This is a genomic window from Sphingobium sp. RSMS, from assembly GCF_005406185.4.
In the GTDB taxonomy this organism is placed as follows: Bacteria; Pseudomonadota; Alphaproteobacteria; order Sphingomonadales; family Sphingomonadaceae; genus Sphingobium; species Sphingobium fuliginis.
This window is the reverse complement of sequence record NZ_CM191258.1, coordinates 286,582-309,314: the sequence shown is the minus strand read 5'-3', so window position 1 is coordinate 309,314 and position 22,733 is coordinate 286,582. Positions and strand designations below refer to the sequence as shown.

Genomic DNA, 22,733 nt, shown 5'->3' with positions numbered 1-22,733 from the left:
CATTCTTCTGGCGTAAGAGCATTCGTCATGAATCGAACTCCTGCCTGTCGCAGGGCCCGTCCTCTCCACCGCCTTCAGAGCGACAGATCCGACTTCGCCCACGAAAAACCGGCGCACAACTTAACCTTTCCCATCATCGATTGAAAACGGAATCTTGCCGCAGCCCTTTTCCCGTCCGCCGCGCGCACCGGTTCAGCGCAGCCAGGCCGCATTGGGCTGCGCGCTATGGCTTTTCAATTCCTTGCGCGTTGCGGAATCAACCTCCTTCAACAGCACTTCATAACCCCAGAGATTCGCCAGATTTTGCAAGACCATAGCGGCATCGCGGGCCTCCAGTTGGACGCCGTCCAGCACCGAATGCTCAACGATCAGCTTGCGGTCGCCGGCCAGGTCGACATCGACCACCTGTATGTCGGGTTCCTGCCGCCCGATTTCATATTCCCGCGCCAGGGAGCGCCGAATCCGGCGATAGCCGCGCTCATCGTGAATGGCGTCGACCCGCAGTTCCGATTCGCCCTGCTTGTCGAGGATCTTGAACAGCCGCCATTGCCGGATCAGATGTGGGCTCAGAAATTGCGAAACGAAGCTTTCATCGCGATAATTGGCCCATATGTCCTTCAGCACCTCCATCGGGTCGCCCGATCCGGCAATATCCCCGAACCATTCGCGATCCTCCTCCGTCGGCGCCCGGCAGACCCTTTCGATGTCCGACATGATGCCGAAGCCCAGGGCATAGGGGTTGAAACCGCCAAATTGTCCTGAATCATAGGTGGGTTGATAGACAACATTGGTATGGGATGAGAGGAATTCCATGAAGGCGCCGTCGGTCAGCCATCCCCGTTCGTGCAGCGTCGTCATGATGCGATAATGGGTGTAGGTCGCAGCGCCTTCGTTCATCGCCTTGGTCTGGCGCTGCGGGTAGAAATATTGCGCGATCAACCGCACGATCCGCAAAATCTCCCGTTGCCAGCTTTCCAGCCGGGGGCCGGACTTTTCCAGGAAATAGAGGATATTTTCCTGCGGCAGTCCCAGCGCCGCCCGTCTGGCGTCGCTGGGGATCGCGTCCGCCTTCGCTCCAGTGGGCACGGTGCGCCACAGATCGTCATAGATGCGGTCGCGATAAGCCTGCCGTTCCGCCTCCCGCGCCGCCTCCGCCTTCAAGTCCCTTGGGCGGACGCGCGGATAGCGATGCACGCCCTGGTTCATCAACGCATGGGCGGCGTCCAGCACCCGCTCGACCGGCAATTGGCCGTAGCGTTCCTCGCATTGCGCGATGTAGCGCTTGGCGAATTCCAGATAATCCAGAATTCCCTCGGCATCGGTCCATTGCTTGAAGACATAATTATTCTTGAAGAAATGATTATGCCCGAAGGCCGCATGGGCGATGACCAGCGTCTGCATCGTCGCGCTATTTTCCTGCATCAGATAGTTGATGCAGGGATCGCTGTTGATGACCAGCTCATAGGCCAGGCCGCGCAGCCCCTTGCGGTACATCATCTCATTGGTCACGAACTGCTTGCCGAAGGACCAGTGTTTGTAGAAGAGCGGCATGCCGATGGAGGAATAGGCGTCCAGCATCTGCTCCGCGCTGATGACCTCTATCTGGTTGGGATAGATGTCGAGCTTCATTTCCTGGAGCGCGATGGGCTCGATCATTTCGTAAATGCGGTTGATGAGCGCGAAGTCCCAATCGCTTCCCGTGAACAGCGGGGCGGACGCCAGTTCGACCGTCATGCCGGTTCCACCTTCATGAACTCCGCTCCGCCACGCCCTTGCGCTGGAACAACTCCCGGAAAACCGGATAGATTTCCCGCCGATGATGCACCTTGCGCATTACGAAATTGCGGTTTGCCTCGCTGACCGGGGCATAGGCCTGCCACAGTCCGGTCGTCGTGCCGATGGTCTCTATGTCGGCGAATTCCTCTCGCCCGACTTCCAGATAGGCGAAATATTGGCTGAAGGGCAGGATTTCCTGCTGCATCAGGCTGACCACCCGGCCATTGTCGGACTGCATGGTGTCGCCGTCCGACGCCTGCGCCACATAGATGTTCCAGTCATCCGGACGGAAGCGTTCCTGCACCACCTCGATCAGTTTCTCCAGCGCGCTCGACACCAAAGTTCCGCCCGTCACCGTGCTGTAGAAGAAGGTCTGCTCGTCCACCTCCGCCGCCCGGTCGGTATGGTGGATGAACACCACCTCCACATGCTCGTAGCAGCGCGACAGGAACAGGTGCAGCAGCGCGAAGAAACGCTTCGCCAGATCCTTCATATGCTCCGTCATGGAGCCGGAGACGTCCATCAGGCAGAACATCACTGCCTGGGCCACGGGCTTGGGCACCGTCTCAAACCGGCGATAGCGCAGGTCCACAGGGTCGATATAGGCGATCAGGTTGCGGCGGCGGATGACGGTCGAGCGTTCCTCGCGCAATGCCTCCAGCCGTACGGCATCGTCGGGCAGGGCCGGATCGCGCGCCTCGATCAGCGCGATCTCCTCCTCGATCCGGGCAAGATCGGCGCCCTTGGGACGGCGCAGCGCCAACCGACGCGACATCGCCTTCTGCATGGTGCGCGGCACGGACAGGTTGGACGGGTTGCCGACCGTCGAATAGCCTGCCCGCCTTATGCCGTCGACGGCCCCGCCGATCAGCCGCCTTTTGGCGAGGTCCGGCAGCTCCAGATCGTCGAGGAACAGATCCAGAAACTCTTCCCGGCTGAGCGCGAACTGGAAATCGTCATTCCCCTCGCCCTGCCCGGCCTTCGACCCCGCGCCCGCGCCGCCATCGGGCCGCTTGATCCGGTCGCCTTCCATATAGTCGTGATTGCCGGGGAAGACCCGTTCACGGCTGCCCCCCTGCGCGGCGCGGTGCAGCGTCGGTTCGTGGATGACGTCGCGCTGGATCGAAATCTGGCCTTCCTTGTCCAGATCCTTGATGCTGCGGTCCTTCAGGCTGTCGCGCACCGCCTGCTGCACATATGCCCTTGCCCTCCGCAGGAAGCGCTGCCTGTTGACCAGGCTCTTGCCTCCTGGATTCAACCGTCTGTCGACTATGTGCATGGCGGGCTTGGCGCCTCCATCATCCGGCCTGCTTGACGCGTATATACCATTCGACAAGCCGCCGAACCTGCCGCTCAGTATAGCCTCTTTCGATCATCCGCGCGACGAATTCGTCATGCTTGGTCGCAGTCTCGCCGTCCTTCTTCGATCCGAAGCTGATGACCGGCAGCAGGTCCTCGACCTGGCTGAACATCCGCTTCTCGATCACCTCGCGGATTTTCTCGTAACTGGTCCATGACGGGTTGCGCCCGTCATTGCTGGCCCGCATGCGCAGCGCGAACTTCACCACCTCGTTGCGGAAATCCTTGGGATTGGCGATCCCGGCGGGCTTTTCGGTCTTGGACAGTTCCTGGTTGATGACCTCCCGGTCCAGCAATTGACCCGTGTCCGGGTCCTTGAAGTCCAGATCCTCGATCCACGCATCGGCATAGGCGACATAACGGTCGAACAGGTTCTGCCCATAATCATGGTAGGATTCGAGATAGGCCTTCTGGATTTCATTGCCGATGAACTCGGCATAGCGCGGCGCCAGTTCGCCCTTGATGAACTCCAGATAGCGGGATTCGATCTCGGCGGGGAACTGCTCCTGCCGGACCATGCCCTCCAGCACATACATGAGGTGCACGGGATCGGCCGCGATCTCATTGGTGTCATGGTTGAAGGTGGCCGACAGCGCCTTGAAGGCGAAGCGGGTCGAAATGCCCGACATGCCCTCGTCCACGCCAGCAGCGTCGCGATATTCCTGAAGACTCTTGGCCCTCGGATCGATTTCCCGCAGCATCTCGCCGTCATAGACGCGCATCTTGGAGTAGAGATTGCTGTTCTCATGCTCCCGCAGCCGCGTCAGCACGGAGAAACGCGCCAGCATGTCCAAAGTCCCCGGCGCGCAGGGCGCCTTGTTCAGGTCCGATTCCCGCAGCAACTTCTCGTAGACATGCCGTTCCTCGGTGGCCTGCAAACTATAGGGAACCTTGATGACGTAGATACGGTCGATAAAGGCTTCGTTATTCTTGTTGTTCTTGAAATTCGCCCATTCCGATTCATTGCTATGGGCCATGATGATGCCGGTATAGGGAATGGCGCCGATATTCTCCGTGCCGATATAATTGCCCTCCTGCGTCGCGGTCAGCAACGGGTGGAGCATCTTGATCGGCGCCTTGAACATCTCGACGAATTCCAGCATGCCCTGGTTCGCCCGGTTGAGCCCGCCCGAATAGCTGTAGGCGTCCGGATCGTTCTGCGAGAGCATTTCCAGCTTGCGGATGTCGACCTTGCCGACCAGCGAGCTGATGTCCTGGTTGTTCTCGTCGCCCGGCTCGGTCTTGGCGATGGCGACCTGCCGCATGCGGGACGGCATCATGCGCACGACCCTGAATTGGGATATGTCGCCGCCATATTCATCCAGCCGCTTGCGGCACCAGGGGCTGATCATGCCGGTCAGCCGCCGCCGGGGAATGGCGTAATTCTCCTCGATATAGTCGCCATGGGTTTCGGCGTCGAACAAGGCGAGCGGGCTTTCGAAGATCGGGCTGATCTCATCCCCCGCCTTCAGCACATAGATGGGATGCACTTCCATCAGCGCCTTCAGCCGTTCGGCCAGGGACGACTTGCCGCCGCCCACCGGACCCAGCAGGTATAGGATCTGCTTGCGCTCCTCCAATCCCTGGCTGGCGTGGCGCAGGAAACTGACGATATGCTCGATCGTCCCTTCCATGCCGTAGAAATTGGTGAAGCTCTTGTAGCGGCGGATGGTCCGGTTCATGAAGATCCGGCCCAGCCGCTGATCGCGCGAGGTGTCGATGATCTCCGGCTCACCGATTGCAGCCAGCAGCCGCTCCGGCGCGGACGCATGCATCAATGGATCGTTGCGACATCCCAGCAGATAATCTTCGATAGACATTTCGGCCTGACGCCGATCATCGAACTTCCGCGTGAAGCTGGAAAACAGCTCATTCTTTGTCACTGGCGACTCCCGCTAAAGTAGCCATGGAATGTATATAGACCCTTATGGTCTGTAAAAACAGTGCAATAGAACCTGTTCAGAGTAAAAAATTCAAATCTGTCCAATCGTCGATCTGCATGTTTCTGCAAAAAGAACGCACGATGCTTATCCGGCCACGCAGAAGCATTTCCGGCAATCGCACGACCATCTTCATGCGACCGGCAAGATCATTACCGCGCCGCCGTCATGCAGCATCTTCCAATCGGCGCGACGTTCCCCCGCCGCGATATGATGCATAGTGTCACCTGAGCCCCCGGGAGGGAAGAGGGTAAAGGAGATAATCTCACCAGGGGTGCATTGGTTCCCATGCATGGAACGATGCGATCGCGACGATCGAAGGCTGCATTGCATATGCTGAACCTGTTTCGGCATCCATCCCGCCTGCGGAAATGCCGTTACGCCCGCATGTCGATCGTGGCGATCAGCCCGCCGTCCGGCGCATTGGCCAGGCGCACGGACGCCTCGAAACTCAGCGCCAGCGATCGCGCGATGGTGAGGCCGATGCCGGTCCCGGGCCGCCCGCCGGGCTGCCCCGCCACACCGCGGGTGAAGGGTTCGAACATCTGGTCCAACTGATCGGGCGCGATGCCCGGCCCATGGTCGCGCACCTCGATCAGCACGCGCGCCCCCTGCCGCATGCAACTGACGTCGGCGCTGCCGCCATATTTCACGGCATTGTTCACCAGATTGCTGATGCAGCGGGTCAGCGCGTTGGGCTTGACCCGGACCGTGCCGCCGCAGCCTGACAGGAAACGCACGGGCAATCCCAGGTCCTGCGCGTCTTCGGCCATGCTGGTCAGCAGCGAATCGATGTCGATCACCGACCAGTCCTCCTGCGCCTCCGTGCTCGCCGCCAGGTCCAGCCCTTCGCGGACCAGCGTCATCATCGCCTGGTGATCCTGCAAGAGGCGGGCCCGCAACTCCTCGTTCTCCACCAGTTCCAGCCGCAAGCGCAGGCGCGTGAGCGGCGTCTGAAGATCATGGCTGATCGCCGCCAGCAACTGCGTCCGCTCGGCAAAGCCCGCACGGACCCGGCGCTGCATCAGGTTGAAGGTCGACAGGGCAGCCCGCACTTCTTCCGGCCCCCGCTCCGGGATTTCTTCCGGATCGACCGATACCGAAAAGGCTTCGGCCGCCCGCTCCAGCCGGCGCAGCGGCTTGGCGACGAAGCGCGCGACGACGATCGCCAGCCCCGCCGAGGACAGCAGGATCAGCAGCAGGTAGATCGGCTTGGCGAGATTGCTGGGCGGCTTGACGACCCGCGGCAAATAGAGGGCGAGCGACCGCCGTTCGCCCGTGCCGTCGGTGAAGCGCACGACCCAGCAATCGGGCCGTGGCGCGTCGATCAGACCCGCCGCCCGATTGTTCGGATCGACCTTGCCGGCCGGAAAGCACAGCCCGACCGGCACCTGCCCCGCTTCGGGGTTGGAGTGCGGCCCGAAACGCACCGCCAGCGCGTCCGCCAGCGTCGGGTCCGGGTCCGCCAGCGCCACGCCCTCCGGCGCGGTCCTCGCCCCCATGATCTGCTGGTCCTTCAGCATCGCCTCTATCTTGACCGGATCGTGACTCAGCCGCTGCGCGATGTCGACGGCGCTGGCCACGACGCGCTGAAGGCGCCAGCGCTCGAAATCGAGATGCCGGGCCTGCTCCGCGACCAGCAGCGCCAGCACGGCGGCGATCGTCATGCCGACGGTCAGCAGCAGGAATATCTGCCCCACCAGCGACCGGAAGAAATTGCGCGCCCGCGCCACGACGGGGATCATCATGCGCCGATCATCCGCCCGTCATTCATAGGTCACCGTGCTCGCCAGCACATAGCCTTCGCCCCGCACCGTCAGGATCAGGCCGTCGCCGCCCGGGCTGTCGGCCAGTTTCTGCCGCAACCGGCTGACCTGCAGGTCTATGGACCGGTCAAACGCCGCCGTGGCCCGGCGTTCGGGCACCAGCGCCTCGCGCGAGAGCACCACATTGGGTTCCTCGATGAAGCGCGACAGCAGGCGGAATTCGGCGGAGGAGAGCATGATCAGCCGCTCGTCGCTGGCGATCAGCCGCCGCTGGAACAGGTCGAGCCGCCACGATCCGAAGCGGGCGATCCGCGCCGTCTTCTGCCGCGCCGGCTCCTCGCTGCGCGACCGCCGCAGCAGGTTGCGGACCCGCACCAGCAGCTCGCGCGGCTCGAACGGCTTGGTCAGATAATCGTCCGCGCCCAGTTCCAATCCCAGCACCCGGTCTATGGCGCTGCCCCGCGCCGTCACCATGATGATCTGAACCCCATTGCCCTGCCCCCGCAATTCCCGGCACAGCGACAGGCCGTCGCCGTCTGGCAGGTTGAGGTCGAGCACGATGAGGTCGACCGCCCCCGCCGCCATGAGCCCCCGCAACTCGGCAAGGCTGCCGGCCGCCTCCACCTCATAATGGTCCTGCGCAAGCTGTCCGACGATCAGCCCCCTTATGTCCTCATCATCATCGACGACGATCACGCGGAACGGGCGGGATGGCGGCATATCGGGCATCGTCTCCTTCTAACCGCATTCGCGCGGCAAGTCTGCGCTCGCGGCGGCGGCCGTTACATATCGATACAATCCGCTACACAATGATCCAACCGGATGAAAAGTCGCTCTACCATGCGACATGATGAAGAGGGATGAGGAGCAGGTCGGCGCCCCCTTGGAGGAGCCGACCTTCGCCCGGCGCGCCCCTCCCTCCCCCTGCGCCGGGCGAAGTCCCCATCTTCATTCTGGACCCGCCCGACGACCATGCCCAGCCGCCTCCCCGCCCTTCGGACCGCCTCCATGGCGCTTTGCGTCCTTGTCGCCGCCTGCGGTCACAAGGAGGCGCCGAAAAAGGGACCGGTGGAGGTCGGGGTGGTGACTCTGGCGGCGCAGGACGTGACCGTATCCACCGAACTGCCCGGCCGCACCGCCTCCACCATGATGTCGGAGGTCCGGCCGCAGGTCGCCGGCGTCGTCCAGAAGCGGCTGTTCGCGGAGGGTTCGACGGTCAGGGCGGGCCAGCCCCTCTACCAGATCGACCCCTCGCTCTACCGCGCCTCCCGCGACGAGGCGCAGGCCACCTTGGCCAGCGCGCAGGCGACCGCCGCCGCCGCGCAGGCAAGGGCCAGTCGCTACCGTACGCTAGGCCAGAGCGAGGCGGTGAGCGCGCAGGATCGCGACGACGTCATCGCCACGGCCCGTCAGGCCGCCGCCGCCGTGCAACAGGCCCGCGCCACGCTTCAGACGGCGGGCATCAACCTCAACTTCACGCAGGTCCGGGCGCCGATCAGCGGGCGCATAGGCCGGTCCGCCGTGACGCCCGGCGCGCTGGTGACGGCCAGCCAGGCGACGCCGCTCGCCATCATCCAGCAGCTCGACCCGATCTTCGTCGACGTGACGCAATCGAGCGCAAAGCTGCTCCAGTTGCGCCGCGCGCTGGCGGCGGGCAAGGCGCTGCCCGCCAGCGCCACGATCCGGCTGAAACTGGACGACGGCACCGATTATCCGCTGGAAGGCCGCATCGAATTTGCCGAGCCCATCGTCGATCCCGACAGCGGCACCGTCACGCTGCGCGCCCGCTTCCCCAATCCGGACGGCCTGCTGCTGCCCGGCATGTTCGTGCGCGTGGTCGCGCCGCAGTCGGTCGTGCCGAATGCGATACTGGTGCCGCAGCAGGGCATCAGCCGCGATCCCAAGGGCAACGCCACCGCGCTGGTGGTGGACAAGGGGAACAAGGTCGAACGGCGCACCGTCACCGCCGCGCAGGCCGTGGGCGACAAATGGCTGATCACCGACGGATTGCGGAGAGGCGACAGGCTGATCGTCGAGGGCACGGACAAGGTGCAGCCCGGCGACACGGTCAAGGCCGTTCCGGTCGACCAGGCCGCGAAATAAGGGGCCGGGACCTTGCTCAGCCGCTTTTTCATCGAACGGCCGATCTTCGCCTGGGTCATCGCCATCGGCATCATGATGGCAGGCCTGGGCGCGATGCTGACCCTGCCGATCGCCCAATATCCGGACATCGCTCCCCCGTCGGTCAACATCAGCGCCAACTATCCCGGCGCGGCGGCCGAAACCGTGGAGACCAGCGTCACCCAGGTGATCGAGCAACAGCTCACCGGCATCGACGGTCTCATGTACTTCTCCTCCTCGTCCACGGCCAATGGACAGGCGCGGATCACCGTTACCTTCAAGAAGGGCACCGATCCCGACACCGCGCAGGTGCAGGTGCAGAACAAGGTGCAGCAGGCGCTGAGCCGGCTGCCCAATGCCGTGCAGCAGCAGGGCCTGACCGTCACCAAGTCCCAGACCGATTTCCTGATGGTCGTCGGCCTTTACGACAGGACCGACACGGCGTCGCAGGCCGACATCGCGGACTATCTGGTCAATAATTTCCAGGACGCCATCGCCCGCGTCGACGGCGTCGGTTCATCCCAGATCTTCGGATCGCAATATGCGATGCGCATCTGGCTGGACCCCTACCGGCTGGCCACCGTCAAGCTGATGCCGTCGGACGTGCAAAGCGCCATCGCGGCCCAGAATGTCGAGGTGTCGGCGGGCCAGATCGGCGCCGACCCCGCGCCGGAGGGGCAACAGCTCAATGCCACCGTCACCGCTCGCGCCCGCCTGCAGACGCCCGAGCAGTTCCGCAACATCATCGTCAAGACGCAGAGCGACGGATCGGTCGTCCACCTGTCGGACGTGGCGCGGGTCGAACTGGGCAATGAAAGCTACACCTCCTCCGCGCGCCTCAGCGGTCATCCCGCCTCCGGCATGGCGTTGCAGCTCGCGCCGGGCGCCGACGCGCTCAAGACCGCCGAACTGGTCAAGGCGAAGGTGCGGGAACTGTCGACCAACCTGCCGCATGGCTACACCGTCACCTATCCACGCGACACCACGCCCTTCATCAAGCTGTCGGTGGAGGAAGTGGTCCAGACGCTGATCGAGGCGGTCGCTCTGGTCGTGGTGGTGATGTTCATCTTCCTGCAAAGCTGGCGCGCGACACTGGTGCCCGCCATCGCCGTTCCGGTGGTGCTGCTCGGCACATTCGGCGTGCTGGCGCTGTTCGGCTATTCGATCAACACGCTGACGCTGTTCGGCATGGTGCTGGCCATCGGCCTGCTGGTCGACGACGCCATCGTCGTGGTCGAGAATGTCGAACGCATCATGGAAGAGGAAGGACTTTCCCCGCGGCAGGCCACCATCAAGTCGATGGAGGAGATCGGCAGCGCCCTGATCGGCATCGCGCTGGTCCTGTCCGCCGTGCTGCTGCCCATGGCCTTTTTCGGCGGGTCGACAGGCGTCATCTACCGGCAATTCTCGATCACCATCGTCTCCTCCATGCTGCTTTCGGTGGTCGTTGCGCTGATCCTTTCGCCCGCCCTCTGCGCGACGATCCTGAAGCCGGTTTCGCATGAGAAACGCGACCGGGGATGGACCGGCAAGTTCAATCGCTGGTTCGGCCGCGTCACCCATGGCTATATGGCGCGGCTGAATGGCTTCATCGGCCGGCGGACCGTCTTCTGGATCGGCTATGCGGTGATGCTCGGCCTGCTCTGGCTGCTGTTCGTCCGCCTGCCCACCAGCTTCCTGCCGGTGGAGGACCAGGGCCAGGTGATGGTTCAGGTCACATTGCCCGCCGGCGCCAAATCCTCCCGCACCAGCGCCGCGATCGACCAGATCCAGAATTACTTCGTCAATGACGAGAAGGACAATGTCGACTTCATCTTCGTGACCCAGGGCTTCAGCTTCGCCGGGCAGGGTGAGAATACCGCCCAGGGCTTCGTCAGCCTCGTGCCGTGGGACAAGCGCAAGGGAGCCGCCAACAGCGCGACCATGATCGCGAACCGCGCCACGAAGCAACTCGCCGCGATCCGCGATGCCAAGGCGCTGGCGATGACTCCGCCCTCCATTCGCGGGCTGGGCCAGTCCAACGGCTTTACCTTCGAACTGCTGAACACCGGCGGCCTCAGCCGCGAACGCTTCCTCGAACTGCGCAACCAGCTCATGAAGGCGGCGACCGGCAGCCCGAAACTGGCCGGCGTGCGCGCCGCCACGCTGGAGGACACGCCGCAGCTCAAGGTCGACATCGACTCCGAGAAACTCGCGGTCCTCGGCCTCACCCAGAGCAGCGTCGACAATGTGCTGAGCGCCGCCTGGGGCAGCACCTATATCAACGATTTCGTCGACCGCGGCCGGGTGAAGCGCGTCTATATGCAGGCCGACGCGCCCTTCCGCGCCCTGCCGACCGATCTCGACAATTGGCAGGTGCGCTCCGCCACGACGGGGGAAATGGTGCCCTTCTCCGCCTTCGCCACCACCCACTGGACGATGGGGCCGACCACCGTTTCGCGCTATAACGGCCAGTCTTCCTATGAAATCCAGGGGCAGGCCGCGCCCGGTTCCAGTTCGGGCGAGGCGATGGACGAGATGGTGAAGCTGCAAAAACAGCTTCCCCCCGGCACCGGCTATGCCTGGAGCGGCCTATCCTATCAGGAGCAGCTTTCCGGCGGGCAGGCGCCGCTGCTCTACGGCCTGTCTGTGCTGGTCGTGTTCCTCTGCCTCGCCGCGCTCTACGAAAGCTGGTCAATCCCGCTCGCCGTGCTGCTGGTGATCCCGCTCGGCCTGATCGGCGCGGTGCTGGCGGTGACGCTGCGCGGGCTGGAGAACAACATCTATTTCCAGGTCGGCCTGCTCACCACCATGGGCCTCGCCGCCAAGAACGCGATCCTGATCGTTGAATTCGCGGAACTCGCCTATCTGCAGGGCAAGGACGCCATGTCCGCCGCGCTGGAGGCCGCGCGCCTGCGCTTCCGCCCGATCCTGATGACGTCGCTGGCATTCATCGCGGGCGTCATTCCGCTCGCCATCGCCAGCGGCGCGGGCGCGCAGAGCCGCGTCGCCATCGGCACGGCGGTGATCGGCGGCATGCTGACCGCGACGGTGCTCGCCATCTTCTACGTCCCCCTCTTCTTCCTGACGATCATGCGCATCTTCAACCGCAAGAACCCGCCCTCCCCCGCCGCCAACGCCACGGAGGTTCCGGCATGAGGCGCGCCTTCCTCATCCTAACCTGGGGAGCGGCCCTGTCGGCCTGCAACATGGCGCCGACCTATGTGCGGCCCACGCCCCCGGTGCCCGCCGGCTTCCCCGGCGGCCCGGCCTATGCGCCCGCGGCCGCGACGGAAAGGCCCGGCCTGCCCTGGACCGCGCTGATCGGCGATCCCAGCCTCAGGACGGTGATCGGGCGTGCGCTGGACAATAATCGCGACCTGCGCGCCGCGCTCGCCAATGTGGAGGCGGCCCGGGCGCTCTACCGGGTGCAGCGCGCCGAACGGCTGCCCGCCGTCACCGGCGAGGCGGCAGCCAGCTTTTCCCGGCGGAACGACGCCCGCCAGGACAGTTACAGCGCCGACATCGGTTTCAGCGCGTTCGAGATCGACCTGTTCGGCCGGGTGAAGAACCTGGCCCGATCGGCGCTGGAATCCTATCTGGCGACCGAAGAAGGGGCGCGGGCGACCCGCATCGCCCTGATCGCGGAAACGGCCACGGCCTATGCGACCTTGGCCGCCGATCAGGAATATCTCGACCTTTCCCGGCAGACATTGGCGAGCGCCGAACGGACGCTTGCCCTCACCCGGTCGCTGAACGGCGCGGGGCTGATCGGCAAGCTGGACGTCCATCAGGCCGAAACCACGGTCGAACAGGCGCGCAGCGACATTGCCGCGAACGTCACCCAGGTGGCGCAGGACCGGAACGCGCTGGACCTGCTGGCCGGCGCGCCGGTCGAGGATGCGCTGTTGCCCCGGTCGTTGCAGCAACTGACCGGCAGCATTGCGAAGGTGCCGGCGGGCCTTTCCTCCGACGTGCTGCTCCAGCGGCCGGACGTGCTGCAGGCCGAACATCAGCTGAAGGCCGCCAATGCCGACATCGGCGCGGCGCGCGCCGCGATGTTCCCGAGGATCAGCCTGACCGCGGCCATCGGCGTCGCCAGTTCGGCGCTGTCGTCGCTTTTCACGGGCGACGGCTTCGCCTGGTCGGCGGCGCCGTCCGTCGGCATGCCGATCTTCGGCGGCGCGGCTCGCGGCAATCTCGAATATAGCAAGGCGCAGCGCGACCTCAGCCTTGCCCAATATGAAAAGGCGATCCAGACCGCCTTTCAGGAAGTATCCGACGCACTGGCGCGCGAAGGCACGATTGACGAGCAGCAGGCCGCCCAGCAGCGTCTGGTCCTCGCCAGCCAGCGCAGTTACAGGCTGGCCGAGGAACGCTATCGCGCGGGCATCGACCCATTCCTCAACAGCCTGACCAGCCAGCGAAGCCTCTACAATGCGCAGCAAAGCGCGATCGCGACGAACCTGGCGCTGATCAGGAACCGCATCCTGCTCTACCGGGTCATCGGGGCCGATTTTCGGGAAGGGTGATCGCCATGGCTGGCCGAACCTACGCCGCCTGACCTTAGCCCTTCAACCGCAGCGGCAAGCCGGCGGCCATCAATATGACGTCCTCGCACAGGGCCGCCATCTGCTGGTTCAGCCAGCCCGCCTCGTCCCGGAACCGCCGGGCCAGGGCATTGTCCGGCACGATGCCGAGGCCCACTTCATTGCTCACCAGCACGACAGGAACCGGACAGGCCATCATCGCCTCCGCCAGCGCTGCCCGGGCGCTGGCCAAATCCTCTTCGGCAAGCATCAGGTTGGTCAGCCACAGCGTCAGGCAATCGACCAGGACGGCATCTGCCCGGCGCGCTGCTTTGGACAGGGCGGCGGGCAGGTCCATGGGCGCGTCGATGGTCAGCCAGCGGCTTCCACGCTCACCCTTGTGGCGCGCTATCCGCTCCTCCATCTCCGCGTCGAAGGCCTGCGCGGTCGCGATATAGGCCAGGTTCCCGTTCCCGACAGCCTCGCAGCGTTGCTGCGCATAGCGGCTCTTGCCGGACCGGCATCCGCCCAGCACCAGCATTCTCGTCATCCGACATTCTCCCAAATGGCGGCCAGGACCCACAGCAGCAGGCAGGCGCGCAAATAGATCCGGAGCGCGGCCCGCATCGCGCGGACGTCCGCTTCCCCACCCGCGCCGATCCATGGTTTGTCGTGCAGCACGCCGTCATAGTGGATCGGTCCCGCCAGCCGGATGCCGAGCGCGCCGGCCATCGCCGCCTCCGGCCATCCCGCGTTGGGCGAGGCATGCTTCCGGCGATCCCGCCGCAACACGGCCCATCCGCCGCCGCCCGCAACGCACAGGATCAAGCCGGAGAGCCGCGCCGGCACCCAGTTCAACAAATCGTCGAAGCGGGCCGCCGCCCAGCCGAAGTCGGTATAGGGCGCTTCCTTGTGCCCGATCATGCTGTCGGCTGTGTTGACGGCCTTATAGGCCCATATTCCCGGCAGACCGAGCAGCAGCAGCCAGAACAGCGGCGCCACGACGCCATCGCAGAAGCTTTCGGCCAGACTTTCTATGCCGGCCCGTGCAACGCCCGCCTCATCCAGCGCGGCCGTGTCGCGGCCCACGATCCGGGCCACCGCCTGCCGCGCGGCATCCAGATCCCCGCGCGCCAGAGCCCGAACCACCGGCGCCACATGGACATAGAGGCTGTTCTGCGCCAGCGCCGGCCATGCGGCGAGCGCCAGCCATGGCCAGGCCATGGACCCGCCCCAGCGGCGGATCGCCCATTCCAAAGCCAGACCGGCACCCCCGCCCACGGCCAGCAACAGCAACAGCAGGGCGATTCCCGTCCAGCGGCGCACCGGGCCGCTCCACGCCTCCCGGTTCCATCGCCGCTCCGCCGCACCGATGATCCGGGCGAAACCGCCCACCGGGTGGCCGATCCGCGCATGCAGCCAGCCCGGCCAGCCAAGCGCCGCATCCAGCATCAGCGCCGCCAGGGCCACCGGCTCACCCATCGGCCAACGCCCGGTCAAGACGGGCGAGAGCCCTCGTATCGGCAGGCAGGCCGATCCGCAGCCAGCGCCGGTCCTCCTCGAAGGGGCGCGTCAGGATCGAACGCCGCGCCAGCCTGTCGAACAGGGCCCACCCATCCTCCACCTCCACCAGACGGAATAGCGGGCATTCGCCCCGCGCCCCCAATCCGTGCCGCGCCAGCAAACCATCCAGTTGCGCCGCGTGCTCGCCCAGCGCCGTCACTGTCCCGTCGATCCAGTTCCGGTCGCGATAGGCCGCGCCGCCGAACGCGACCGCCGCCGCCGAAACCGGCCATTCCCCCAGCATCCGCCGCAGCTGTGCGACGACCTCTCGCGGCCCGAGCACAAAGCCCAGCCTGACACCGGCCAGCCCGAAGAATTTACCGAAGGACCGCAACAGGATCAGCCGCCGCCCATCCCCCACTTCGCCCGCCAGACTGCATGAAGGCACGGCGTCGGCATAGGCTTCGTCGACGATCAGCCATCCTCCGCGCTCCTCCAGCCGGGCCAGCCATTGCAGCAGGCGGGCAGGCGGCAGGATGCGGCCGTCGGGATTGTTGGGGTTGGCGAGCAGTAGGGCGATCGCTTCGCGAGGCGGTTCTTCATCGGCGGACATCGGGGCGCCATGCGCGAAAATCTCCGCATGGGTGCGGTAGCTGGGCACAAGCCATCGTGCGGGCATGTCCAGCATCCGCCCCACCAGCCGCAATCCCGCCTCGCTGCCGGGCACGGTGCAAAGATGATCGGGATCGACCCCGAAACAGGCCGCCGCCGCCGCCTCCATCGCCGCCAAATCGTGCGGATCGGGCAAATGCCGCCAGTCGATGGACAGATGATCGGACCCCGGCCAAGCTAGGGGGTTGATCCCGGTCGAGAGGTCGATCCAGTCCTGCCCGCCATAAGCGCCCCGCGCTTCGGCCAGGCGGCCGCCATGCCAGGTGAAGCCGCTCATCGCGCCACCGCCATCGCCAGCAGCAGGGCGCTCTCCAGCAATTCGATGCCGGCGCCATGCCCATCCCCGGAGATGCCGCCGATCCGCGAGCGCAGCCAAAGACCCCAGAGCGGGATCAACGGGATCGCCGCCAAAAGGGCAGGCTCCCGATAACCCAGCGCCAGCCCCAATATCGACCAGAGGATAAACGGCTCCGCCCGCCACCCGGCCCGGAAACGGCTGGCCAGTCCTTCATGGAGCGGCGGCAGCCAGCGCGTCCAGAATAGCGGCCCGATGCGCGCCACCATCGCCACGGCCGCCAGCATCCATGGCGGAAAGCTTTCCAGCCAGAGTCGCAACAGCACCAGCTTGGCCGCCAGTTGCAGGCCGATGGCGACAACGCCGAAGCTGCCGATATGCGGATCGGCCAGAACGGCGGACAGGCGGCTCCGATCGCCATGCGCCGCCCCCGCCGCATCCGCTATGTCGCCCAATCCATCCAGGTGCAGCGCACCCGTCACGGCCACCCAGGCGACCAGGCCGAACAGCGCCCCCGCCCAAGGATCGATGCGCATGCCCAGCCCGGCACCGCCCGCGACCACCAGCCCGACGGCAATGCCCGTTGCGGGCAGCCAGCGGATGGCGGCGGCGAAATCCCCCTCATCGACATCCTGCGCGGGCAACGGCAGGCGCGTCATCAATTGCAGGGCCAGCACCAGCCGCTTCATGCGATCAGGCCCGTAATCTGTCCCGACCGCCCTTCCGGCCAGACCCGCAGGCTCAGCACCGCGCCATAGGGCAGGTCCACCGCCCAGCCCTGCCGCACGTCGAAACCGCACAGCACAGCCAGCGCCGCCCGTATCGCCCCGGCATGGCAGACCACCAATGCCGGCTCGCCAAGCACGTCCAGCCCGTCCCCGATCCGGGCGCGGAGGTCGGTCCAGCTTTCGCCCCCAGGCGGCGGAAATCCGTCCGGATCGTCCCTGAAGCGCGCCAGATCCTCCGCAGGCAGGAGCGCGGGGTCCGCACCCTCCCAATCCCCGAAATTCAGTTCCCGCCAGCGCCGGTCGACGTCAAGTTCGATACCCCGCTCCGCCGCGATCACCGCGCCCGGCGCCCGCGCCCTGGCGAGGTCGGATGTCACCACCCGCGCGAAATCCAGATGCCGCGCCCGCTCGATGCAGAGGGCGATCCCCTCCGCTTCCGGCGGGGCGTCCAGATGACCGAGCAACCGTCCGGCAAGCTGCGGCGCGCCATGGCGCATCAGGTGGAGGGGAAAGGCGTTCATAGCGCACCTGCCACCGCCGCTTCGGCAAAGGTCGCCATGCCGCCATGCGCTGCCAGAGCGGAACGCACGATCTGCGCCGCGACCGCCGCGCCGCTTCCTTCGCCCAGCCGCATGTCGAGCCGCAGCAACGGCTCCAGCGCCAGAGCGGCCAGCAGGCGTTCATGCCCCGCCTCCGCCGACATATGGGCGGCCATGCAGTGCCCGACGATCGCCGGATTGTCCTTCGCCAGCGGCGCGACCGCCGCGCAGCCGATGAACCCGTCCAGCATCACCGGCACGCGCAGCATCCGCGCCGCCAGCACCGCGCCGGCCAGCGCTGCGATCTCTCGCCCGCCCAGCCGGCGCAACGTTTCGAAGGCATCGGCGCAATGCGCCCCGTGCAGGGCGAGCGCCCGCGCCACAGCTTCGGCCTTGCGCGCCAGCCCGTCGCCATCCACGCCTGTCCCCCGTCCCACCCAATGGGCCGCAGCACCCCCGAAGGCCTGCGCGCAGAGCGCCGCCGCCGGCGTGCTGTTGGCAATGCCCATCTCGCCCAGCAGCAGCAGGTCCAGTCCCGGTTCCACCGCCGCCGCCCCCGCGTTGATCGCGCTCAGGCAATCCGCCTCGCTCATGGCCGCCGCGACGCAGATGTCCTCCGTCGGCCTTTCCAGATCGAGCGCGATGACGGCCAGCTCCGCCCCGCAGGCTTGGGCCAGCGCATTGATCGCCGCGCCGCCATGACGGAAATTCGCCACCATCTGGGCGGTGACCTCGGCCGGGAAGGCGCTGACCCCGCGCGCGGCCACGCCATGATTGCCGGCGAAGATCGCGGCGCGGATGCGCTCCGCCCGGGGGCGTTCCCGCCCCTGCCAACCCGCCATGAAAAGCGCGATCTCCTCCAGCCGCCCAAGCGAACCGGCCGGCTTCGTCAGCACCCGCTGCCGCGCCGCCGCGGCTTCGGTGGCGCCTGCATCCGGGGCGGAAAGGTCGGCCAGCGCGGCGGCAAAGGCCGCGCGGTCGTTGAACCGGATCATGAACAGACGAAGCCTTCGGGCGGCGTGCGGACGATGAAATGCCCCTTCACCCCCTGGGGCCAGTCCGCATAGCGCACCACGCCCTCGTCGCTTTGGGCATGGCGCAGGGCATAATCCAGGATCGCGCGCGCGGCTTCCTCATCCGGCGTGAAGTCGCCCAGCACATAGCCGATCTTGCCCGTTCCGCGCACATGTACCGTGCAATGGCGCTGACAGGCGAAGAGGCAGGGCATGTCCTGAACAGCGACGGACGCATAAGCGGGATCGCCGTCGCGTACCCTGTGCAGCGCCTCTGCCAGCAAGGCGCCGCCCCGCCGTCCGGCAGCATCCTCCCGCTGTTCCGCCGAAAGGCGGCAGGTCGAACAGACGACGACCGAAGCCCCCGGCCCCACGGCCCGCAGCATCAGCGATCGCTCCGCAAATCAGTCATTCCACATCCTCCCGCCCGACGGCATGTGCCCCGACGGGAACCGGGCAAGGGAGGACGGTCCGGCACCAGGCAGGCGACAGGCCTTCCCCCGCACGGTCCAACCGGCAAGGCGATGGCTGTCGTTCAGCGAGGGAACCCCCGTTCGGCCGGCACACCCTGTCCGGTCGAAGAACGACGGCGTCAGGCAGGTCTCCTGGCTCGCGGGTCGATGCTTTCCGGCCGCCTTCTCGGACCTTCATGGCCCAATGGCGCGATGGCCGGATGGCTCGCCGCTTACAGTTGCAGGGGCAGCGCGGGCGTTCCACCCGACTTCCCTTTTCATCCCCTTGCGGGGAACCTGTCGCACCAGCGCTGATAAAGCCGCCTTCGTCCAATCGCAAGGGTGGAAAAACAAAGCCGGCCCAGCCCGCTCCAATCGCGCGACTTCCCCTCGGCCGGGCAATGGCAAAGCTTCTCTTCACCTGCGTGAACTGCTATTATCGGGCGATAGGGAGAGGGCCATGGCGATTCTGACGCGATGGATGGACTGGTTCTGCCGCCTGTTCGCATGCACGGCTGAAAACGACATGCGGGTCAACGACCTGATCGCGCACCTCCGTTCCGACATCACCGAACGCTGAGCGGCAGGCGCGAAGCCGCTTTCCCATTCGGCCGCATTCACGGGAACGGGCGCGCCTCTCGCGGGTATTATGGCTATGTTGGCCAACGACCTCGGCACCACGCTCGTCCGCCTCTTTCTCGCGACCCTGCTGGGGCTCGCCCTGGGGTTCGAGCGCGAACGCAACGGCCATGATGCGGGCCTGCGCACCCACGGGCTGGTATCGCTGAGTTCGGCCATGCTGACCCTGTCCGCCCTGGAACTGGCGGAGGTCCACAAGGACAGCGATCCGATCCGCGTCGTTCAGGGCCTTGCCCAGGCGATCGGCTTCATCGCGGGCGGCCTGATCTTCGTGCGCGGCGGAGATGTGCGCAACATGACCACGGCGGCAAGCCTGTGGATGGCCGCTGCCGTCGGGATCACGGCGGGCGCCGGCCAATATGTCCTCGTGCTGGCAGGGTCGCTGATCGCGCTGCTGCTGCTTTCCCTGCTGCTCATATTCGAGAAGCATATCGGTCCGCGCGAGAGCGGATCGGACGATCCGGACGCCGATTCCATGACCATGCCCAACCGGCGCGGGTCCGCCCCGGAGCGCGAAAACTGAAAGCCGGCAAGATGCGTTGAAACGAGCAGTCGGAAATCGCCCGCCCACGGTCCGTCGCTCCTTCGCTCCAACGGATCGTCATTCCGAAACCATGATTGGGTCGGAAGGGCATAGGCAGCATCTATGGGGCATATACCTTAATCGCATCTGGCGCGTTGGGCGCGTCTTCCCGATGCTGAAACGACATGAAGTTCAATGAACTGCGAACATCATTTTCGTCGCCTGGCGAGGCGGACACGCCCGCAGGGACGAGGCAGCATCTCGAGGTCAGCATATGGACGGCGTTCGCGTAGGCAAGAGAGTGATAGGCGCACAGGCGCCCGTCATCATCGGGTGGGAAAATATAGGCCGGGTGGAAGGCGGACCGCTCAAGCAGTTCATCTTCACCTGGTTCCAGCCCACGGCGCTGTTCGCGCTCATCGCCTTCTGGTACTATGCGCCCAATTCCATCGCCAAGGCGTCCACCGCCATCGGGATCGGCATCGGTTTCAGGGTGCTGCTGCTGGCGCTCGAATGGGTCAGCCCGCGCTATGAGAGCTGGCGTCTGACCTGGAAGGAACTGGTCACCGATCTCTTCTATGTCGGGCTGGGCTACACCATTCTGGACCTTGTCGAACATTATATCGGCAGCGGTGCGGTGATCGAGGCCATCCAGCACAGTTTCGACTGGGACAAGCTGGCGTGGTTCACGGGCCTGCCGCTGCTGGTGCAGGCTTTCCTGATCTCCTTCATTTTCGACTTCGGGCAATATTGGATGCACCGGGGGATGCATAACTGGTATCCGCTCTGGCTGCCCCATTCGGTGCATCATTACATCACCCAGTTGAACATCAACAAAGGCGCGGTCGGAAATCCCGTCGAGCTTTTCCTGATCGGGCTGGGCATTGGCGGGTTCTTCGACTTCCTGCCGAGGGCCGCCCTCCTTGCCGGCAGCTTCGGTCTGGCGATCGGCACCTATCAGCACATCAATGTCCGCTTCAACACGCCGCGTTGGTGGCGCTTCCTGTTCAACACCACCGAACATCACAGCCTGCATCATTCGCAGGACTTCGAAGCGACCCGCAGCAATTATTCCAACACCTATATCTTCATCGATCGCATCTTCGGAACCTGCGTCGATGGCGAAGCCGAATTGCTGGGACTGGAGGGCGGACGCCGGATGTCGATCCGCGAGCAGATGACCTATCCCTTCACCGAAGGCTGGAAGACGATCAAGGAACGCTACGGCCGCCCAGCGGCGGTGCCGGCTGAATAAGGCAACTTGCTCTTGCAAAAAGGGGATCATGTGACAGCGCGTTTCCTGGACTGGATCTGGCATATAAAGGGCAGCATGGCGCTCGCCTCCGGGCAATCGGCCGATGAAGCCATGGCCAGGCTCGGGCCCCTGTTCCGTCAGGCCGGCACCAGCCATGAGCGTATTGGCGACACGCTGACCTTCAGCAAGAAGGATCAGGCCGCGCAGGACAGGATGTCCATCTTCGATGGCGGCATTCTCAGGATCGAGAGGGAGCCGGCCGGGCCGGTGCTGCGCTATTGCCTGACCAGCCGGGCATTGCTGTTCTGCTTCCTGGCGCCGCTGCTGTTCCTGAGCTTCGCCGGGCTGACGATCGTCGCCGGCAAGCTCGCAAAGCCAGCGGCGCAGGAGACGGTGAAAAAGGACGACAAGAAGGACAAGGTCCTGCCGCAGCACTGGATCGACAAGGCGCTGGGCGCGCCGGCGCCTGAAAAGCCCAAGAAGGACGACAAGAACAAGGAGGATGGCAAGGCGCCAAAGCCCACTGCGGCCTATGTCTTCGCCGGCCTGTTCGCCGCGCTCTATGTCGTGGGACGCATTCTGGAGGGTCGGCTCGTCAAATCACTGTTCAGAAAGAGCCTGCTGAGTTGACGATGGCTGCATCGGTTCGGCTGCGCTGCTGGCCGGGCCGAAGGAATCGAGCGGCAGGGCGCCGTCGAGCACGAGTTCGCCGCTGGCGATCCTGCGCTTCAGATAGGCGAAGGTCTGCGCCGTCTGGTTGAACAGATGCTCGCCGCCCTTGAGCGGGGCGTAACGGGGCTCCTCCCCGCGCACGACCGGGGCAACGACATAATCATAGTCGCAGGCGTGGAAGAGCGCGAAGGAATAGCGTTCTTCCCTGACCTTCTTCACGCGGTGCCGTGTCGCGGCATAGCGGCCGTTGGAGAGTATCTCCATCATGTCGCCGATGTTCATGATCATCGTGCCCTCGACCAGGGGAACGTCGATCCACTGGCCCTGCCGGTCGATGATCTGGAGACCGGGCGCCGTTGCGAACAGCAGGGTGAAACATTCGTAATCGGTATGCGCGCCGATGCCCTGGCGGTCTTCAGCCGTCGCGTCGAAGGGATAATGGATCAGCCGAAGCTGGCTGGGTGGATTTCGCAGATGCGCCTGGAAATGATCTTCGTCGAGCCCGAGCGCCAGGGCGAAGGCGCGGAAAAGCTGGCCTCCGATGCCCGTCACATGGCGGTAATAAGCCTGCACGTCTTCGCGGAAGCCCGGCATTTCGGGCCACAGATTCGGACCCAGCAGCGGTCGCCTGCCCTCGGAGCGCACATAGTCGCAATTGACGTCGAACGCCTCTTTGAGGTCGCGCTGGCCGGCGGCGAATTGCTCCTCCCCCACCGGCACATAGCCGCTGTGGTTTTCCGAAAGGCCGATATAGCTCTTCATCTTGGTGTCGGCGTCGAGCGCGAAATAGGCCTGCGCGCGCGCGACGATCCTGCGGAACAAGGCATCGTCCATCTGTGCGCCCGCTATGTAGAGGAACCCTGCCTCCACGCAGGCACGGTCGAGTTCGCGGGCGACGGAAAGCCGATCCTCAAGCATGGGGCTGTCCAGTTTCGAAATATCGACGAGCGGCAGGACATGGTGCTGTGTCAT

19 protein-coding genes and 1 riboswitch are annotated in these 22,733 nt (G+C 65.1%); of the genes, 6 read left to right on the top strand and 13 right to left on the bottom strand.

The features are described 5' to 3' along the window. Nucleotides 1–192: 192 nt before the first annotated feature. The 5 genes from EGM87_RS19585 to EGM87_RS19565 form a co-directional block, all read right to left on the bottom strand. On the bottom strand, nt 193–1,734 hold the full coding sequence (locus tag EGM87_RS19585; RefSeq protein WP_137709039.1) for a SpoVR family protein: 1,542 nt from the start codon (nt 1,732–1,734) through the stop codon (nt 193–195). A gap of 13 nt (nt 1,735–1,747) precedes the next feature. After that, a complete protein-coding gene (locus tag EGM87_RS19580) occupies nt 1,748–3,055 on the bottom strand; it encodes a YeaH/YhbH family protein (RefSeq protein ID WP_044660808.1) in 1,308 nt (435 codons plus the stop codon). 19 nt (nt 3,056–3,074) lie between these two features. Next, nucleotides 3,075–5,018, bottom strand: a complete 1,944-nt coding sequence (locus EGM87_RS19575; RefSeq protein ID WP_025546627.1) for a PrkA family serine protein kinase — start codon at nt 5,016–5,018, stop codon at nt 3,075–3,077. A 434-nt stretch (nt 5,019–5,452) separates the two neighbouring features. Beyond that, nucleotides 5,453–6,823 carry an ATP-binding protein gene (locus EGM87_RS19570; protein ID WP_044660810.1) on the bottom strand — a complete coding sequence of 457 codons (1,371 nt, stop codon included), beginning with the start codon at nt 6,821–6,823 and terminating at the stop codon, nt 5,453–5,455. An 18-nt stretch (nt 6,824–6,841) separates the two neighbouring features. After that, nucleotides 6,842–7,570 carry a response regulator gene (locus EGM87_RS19565; RefSeq protein WP_044660811.1) on the bottom strand — a complete coding sequence of 243 codons (729 nt, stop codon included), beginning with the start codon at nt 7,568–7,570 and terminating at the stop codon, nt 6,842–6,844. A 243-nt stretch (nt 7,571–7,813) separates the two neighbouring features. Here EGM87_RS19565 and EGM87_RS19560 point away from each other — a divergent pair, with 243 nt between their 5' ends. The 3 genes from EGM87_RS19560 to EGM87_RS19550 are packed head-to-tail and all read left to right on the top strand — an operon-like array spanning nt 7,814 to nt 13,473. Further along, nucleotides 7,814–8,944, top strand: a complete 1,131-nt coding sequence (locus EGM87_RS19560) for an efflux RND transporter periplasmic adaptor subunit (protein ID WP_171009960.1) — start codon at nt 7,814–7,816, stop codon at nt 8,942–8,944. Nucleotides 8,945–8,956: 12 nt separating this feature from the next. Next, the gene (locus tag EGM87_RS19555; RefSeq protein WP_044660813.1) at nt 8,957–12,100 is read left to right on the top strand and encodes an efflux RND transporter permease subunit; all 3,144 of its coding nucleotides are present in this window, start codon (nt 8,957–8,959) and stop codon (nt 12,098–12,100) included. Further along, the gene (locus tag EGM87_RS19550) at nt 12,097–13,473 is read left to right on the top strand and encodes an efflux transporter outer membrane subunit (protein ID WP_137709040.1); all 1,377 of its coding nucleotides are present in this window, start codon (nt 12,097–12,099) and stop codon (nt 13,471–13,473) included. The genes EGM87_RS19555 and EGM87_RS19550 overlap by 4 nt, the downstream gene beginning before the upstream one ends. Nucleotides 13,474–13,507: 34 nt before the next feature. Here EGM87_RS19550 and cobU read toward each other — a convergent pair whose 3' ends face one another. Genes cobU through EGM87_RS19515 form a run of 7 tightly spaced genes read right to left on the bottom strand, consistent with a single transcriptional unit; the run spans nt 13,508 to nt 18,606 of the window. Beyond that, nucleotides 13,508–14,011 carry a bifunctional adenosylcobinamide kinase/adenosylcobinamide-phosphate guanylyltransferase gene (gene cobU, locus EGM87_RS19545; protein ID WP_137709116.1) on the bottom strand — a complete coding sequence of 168 codons (504 nt, stop codon included), beginning with the start codon at nt 14,009–14,011 and terminating at the stop codon, nt 13,508–13,510. A gap of 5 nt (nt 14,012–14,016) precedes the next feature. Beyond that, nucleotides 14,017–14,952, bottom strand: coding sequence for an adenosylcobinamide-phosphate synthase CbiB (gene cbiB / locus EGM87_RS19540; RefSeq protein ID WP_137709117.1), 936 nt, complete (start codon nt 14,950–14,952; stop codon nt 14,017–14,019). Then, nucleotides 14,945–15,922 carry a threonine-phosphate decarboxylase gene (locus tag EGM87_RS19535; protein WP_137709041.1) on the bottom strand — a complete coding sequence of 326 codons (978 nt, stop codon included), beginning with the start codon at nt 15,920–15,922 and terminating at the stop codon, nt 14,945–14,947. The genes cbiB and EGM87_RS19535 overlap by 8 nt, the downstream gene beginning before the upstream one ends. After that, nucleotides 15,919–16,629, bottom strand: coding sequence for an adenosylcobinamide-GDP ribazoletransferase (locus EGM87_RS19530; RefSeq protein ID WP_025546613.1), 711 nt, complete (start codon nt 16,627–16,629; stop codon nt 15,919–15,921). The genes EGM87_RS19535 and EGM87_RS19530 overlap by 4 nt, the downstream gene beginning before the upstream one ends. Continuing rightward, nucleotides 16,626–17,189 carry a histidine phosphatase family protein gene (locus EGM87_RS19525; protein ID WP_137709042.1) on the bottom strand — a complete coding sequence of 188 codons (564 nt, stop codon included), beginning with the start codon at nt 17,187–17,189 and terminating at the stop codon, nt 16,626–16,628. Before EGM87_RS19525 ends, EGM87_RS19530 begins: the two co-directional genes overlap by 4 nt. Next, nucleotides 17,186–18,202: a nicotinate-nucleotide--dimethylbenzimidazole phosphoribosyltransferase gene (cobT, locus tag EGM87_RS19520; RefSeq protein ID WP_137709043.1), complete on the bottom strand. Its 1,017-nt coding sequence runs from the start codon at nt 18,200–18,202 to the stop codon at nt 17,186–17,188. Before cobT ends, EGM87_RS19525 begins: the two co-directional genes overlap by 4 nt. Then, nucleotides 18,199–18,606 (bottom strand): DUF1636 domain-containing protein, encoded by a 408-nt coding sequence (locus tag EGM87_RS19515; RefSeq protein WP_025546609.1) that lies wholly within the window; start codon nt 18,604–18,606, stop codon nt 18,199–18,201. The genes cobT and EGM87_RS19515 overlap by 4 nt, the downstream gene beginning before the upstream one ends. 192 nt (nt 18,607–18,798) lie before the next feature. Then, a riboswitch (cobalamin riboswitch) is annotated at nt 18,799–18,988 on the bottom strand. A gap of 339 nt (nt 18,989–19,327) precedes the next feature. Here EGM87_RS19515 and EGM87_RS19510 point away from each other — a divergent pair. From EGM87_RS19510 to EGM87_RS19500, 3 genes are all read left to right on the top strand, one after another. Then, a complete protein-coding gene (locus tag EGM87_RS19510; protein WP_025546607.1) occupies nt 19,328–19,834 on the top strand; it encodes an MgtC/SapB family protein in 507 nt (168 codons plus the stop codon). 274 nt (nt 19,835–20,108) lie between these two features. Further along, complete coding sequence (locus EGM87_RS19505) at nt 20,109–21,089, top strand: sterol desaturase family protein (RefSeq protein WP_025546605.1); 981 nt, start codon at nt 20,109–20,111, stop codon at nt 21,087–21,089. Nucleotides 21,090–21,119: 30 nt separating this feature from the next. Next, nucleotides 21,120–21,719 (top strand): hypothetical protein, encoded by a 600-nt coding sequence (locus tag EGM87_RS19500; RefSeq protein WP_137709044.1) that lies wholly within the window; start codon nt 21,120–21,122, stop codon nt 21,717–21,719. Here the strand turns inward: EGM87_RS19500 and EGM87_RS19495 are convergent. Continuing rightward, nucleotides 21,690–22,733: an isopenicillin N synthase family dioxygenase gene (locus EGM87_RS19495; protein ID WP_137709045.1), complete on the bottom strand. Its 1,044-nt coding sequence runs from the start codon at nt 22,731–22,733 to the stop codon at nt 21,690–21,692. The genes EGM87_RS19500 and EGM87_RS19495 overlap by 30 nt on opposite strands.